The sequence below is a fragment of the Caballeronia sp. genome (assembly GCF_049581465.1).
In the GTDB taxonomy this organism is placed as follows: domain Bacteria; phylum Pseudomonadota; class Gammaproteobacteria; order Burkholderiales; family Burkholderiaceae; genus Caballeronia.
Map to the genome: position 1 here is coordinate 1 of NZ_JBAUSA010000827.1, position 2,954 is coordinate 2,954.

Annotated in this window: 3 protein-coding genes; all 3 read right to left on the reverse strand. The window is 62.7% G+C overall.

Features of this window, described 5'->3' with window-relative positions; genetic code table 11:
• Positions 1 to 448, reverse strand: a 448-nt coding sequence (locus tag WCA53_RS20375) for a glycosyltransferase (RefSeq protein WP_423914892.1), incomplete at its 3' end; no start/stop codon positions are given.
• The gene (locus WCA53_RS20380) at positions 445 to 1,680 is read right to left on the reverse strand and encodes a lipopolysaccharide biosynthesis protein (protein WP_423914894.1); all 1,236 of its coding nucleotides are present in this window, start codon (positions 1,678 to 1,680) and stop codon (positions 445 to 447) included. The genes WCA53_RS20380 and WCA53_RS20375, both read right to left, overlap by 4 nt.
• Positions 1,677 to 2,954, reverse strand: a 1,278-nt coding sequence (locus tag WCA53_RS20385; protein ID WP_423914896.1) for a DUF6418 domain-containing protein, incomplete at its 5' end; no start/stop codon positions are given. The genes WCA53_RS20380 and WCA53_RS20385, both read right to left, overlap by 4 nt.

Sequence of the window (2,954 nt, forward strand, 5' to 3'; positions counted from 1 at the left end):
CCTTAAACCGGGTCGCCGACGGGCATACGAGCCAGTAGTCATGCATCACATGCACGACCGGAATCCGCAGGAGCCATGCGGCAAGCCAGACCGCCGGCCCCAGGCCCTTCAGATTGTGGGTGCACAGGACGTCGGGCTTGAGCGATCTCAACTGACGCCAGGCGAGCACGAACATCAGCGGATTGAACGTGTCGATCGCGCCGAACAACGCCTTCTTCGCCCCATTGCGCTCCGCGTGCGCGAACTGGTTATAGACATTGACGTTCGGCACGATACGGACGTCAAGATCGTCAACGACCGTCCTCGCTCCCTTGCGCGAATCCGATAACGTCAGGATCGAAACCTGATGCTCGCGGTCTCGCAACTGCAGCGCGAGGTCATGGACGACCACTTCGGCCCCGCCGATGACGTTCGGCGGAAAACGATTGGCGCAAAGACAGATCTTCATGCGCGCCCCCTGCCGCACACCGTGTGGCCGTAAGTCGCGCACCAGAAAATCACCAGCGCCACCGTCGTGCCCGCCGCCGGCGAATACATCATCAGCGAACGCGGCATGACGAACGGCGCGATCGCAATGGCCGCGACCGTCAGCGCCTGCTTTATCATCACCAGCCTATAACGCCGTGCCGCCACGATCCAGGTGGTCAGGCCAGCGTCGGCGAACGTGACGACCGAGCAGGCGGTCGCGAAAATCATGACCGGCACGCCCGCTTCGAATGCCGGGCCGTAGACCAGCATGAATATGCGATGGCCCACGAACAGACTGCCGATCCACGCCACGACTGCGACGGCCGCGAGGTACGCGCCCAGCTTGAGCGCGTTGGCGCGCAACTGGAGTTCGTTGCGGGCGGCATAGACCATCGTCGGAGCAAGTGCGAGTGCGAGCGTCCCGCCCACCGAGTTCCACTGCTCCACAAGCGACGCAGCCGCAGCGTAGATTCCCAGATCGGTCTTCGACATCAACGTGCCAAGCAACAGCCGGTCCATCCGCAATACGAGGACGCCTGCCGCGATGGCCGGCCATAACTTGAGCCCACGCACGATCAGCGTCTTCGTCACGGTTGCATCGCCGAGCAGGGACTTCGGCGGTTGCATTGCGAGCGAGCGATATCGGCTGAAGGGCGCAACCGCCGCCACGCACGCTTCGAGCGGCCAGGCGAAAGACGCGACGATCGCGCCCACCGACGCATGCGCCGCGCCGAGCAGCCAAAGCACGCGCACCCCGCTCGCATACGCTTTTGCCCGCGTGATGACCCAGGGCTTGGTTTCGGCATAGGCCATCAGCGAGCCAAGCGCGATCGGCTCGACGAGCAGCACCAGACCCGCGATCAGGGTAAGCGCCACACTCGACGACTGCATGAACAGCGCGACGACTGCCATGAACAGGAACATCACGCTGAATGTCGATGTCAGTCGCAAGCGGAAGGTCCGGTAGAAGACCATGTGCCGCAGGCGCGGATGCTTGCCGATGATCGGCGCAACCGCTTGCGAACTGAAGATCAGCGCGGCGCTTCCGACTACGTAGGCGAGCGAAAGCGCGAACTGCAGTTCGCCGAACAGCCGCGCGCCGTAGATGTTCGCGAACAGGTGGTTGCTTGCAATGGCGGCCAGCGCCCCGACGATCTTCTCGACGACTACGCCTGAAAACGACGAAAACAGCAGACTGATGAGGGAGTTCAAGATGGCCTCGGCCTCGTCAGGCCGGGCGTCGAACCCCGGGAATCGATGACGTACCACCATGCCAATGCAACGATCATGTAGAAAATGGTCCGTGAGCCGAACAGCGTCCAGTATTCGCCTTGCTGGATGGCGAAGCTCGCGTAGGAAAAGATCTTGGTGATCAGCCAGAGCATCACCACGCCGCCGCGCATCGCGAGGACGACCTGCAGCGCGGCGAGCACGCCATACACAACACCCGTCATCGCGACGAAAATGGCGCCGCCCGCGAGGCCGAACCAGTACACGGGAACGGCCATTTGTCCCAATGTGAACGTGACGTCGTCGAACATGTAGGCCTTCAGGACGGCCGGTGTTGCGTAGGACACCATCAGGTCGCGCAGCCCGCTTGGCGCGGCGGAGTCGAAGAAGCTCGGCGCTGTCCACGACGCAAGCGAACCGACGAAACGCCCGAAGGCCGCCAAGCCGCCCGACACAGGCGCGCTTAGCAAATGCGCGTCGTGATCGACGACATACCAGACCTGGCCTTGCAGCAAGAAGCGCGTCTGAATGGTGTCGGAAACGTCCAGCCCTTGCCCTTTGTACGCATAGAAGACGGATGCCCCGCCAAGCAGCAGCGCAAGCCCCGCGCCGATTGTCAGGTAACGGACCACCGGCCGGCCATTGACGGCATTGATCGCGATGATCGGGATCAGCACCGTCAGCGTAACGCCCAGCACCGACATGAACTGCTCGCCGTGCAGCACTTCGAGCGCCAGGTCGAGCACGATCAGCGCCACGGAAAGCCAGCGAACGCCCTTCTTTGAACTCGTAACGAACGTACCGAGCAAGACGGCCAGGAAGGTCTGATTGTTAAGGTATAGATTGAAGAGCGCGCCACCGGAACCGCCGCTGTCGTTGCGCAGCGCGTATCGGTTGACCCCGTTCAACAAGGCGAAGCCATCGGTTACGCCCGCCAGCACGCCTGTGCCGATGATTGCCACCGCCAGCCCAAGACCCAGCGCCACGCTGGCGGGCGCGAGCGTCATGCGCGCGACGACAACGCCATGGACACGCTTCTCATCGAGGATCCGGTTGAAGCCGACGAGCGCGCAGCCGACGAAGATAACGTAGAAAGGAAAGAGCCGGCTGAACGAGCCAATCGCCGTTCCCTCGACGCCCGTCTCCGCGAGAAACCCGCCCGATTCCACCCCGACGCCCGCAACGAACGCGGTGAGTCCGATGATGAGAATGTAGAGCATCGATACGGAAAATACGGGCCGCGCCTTGATCAACGC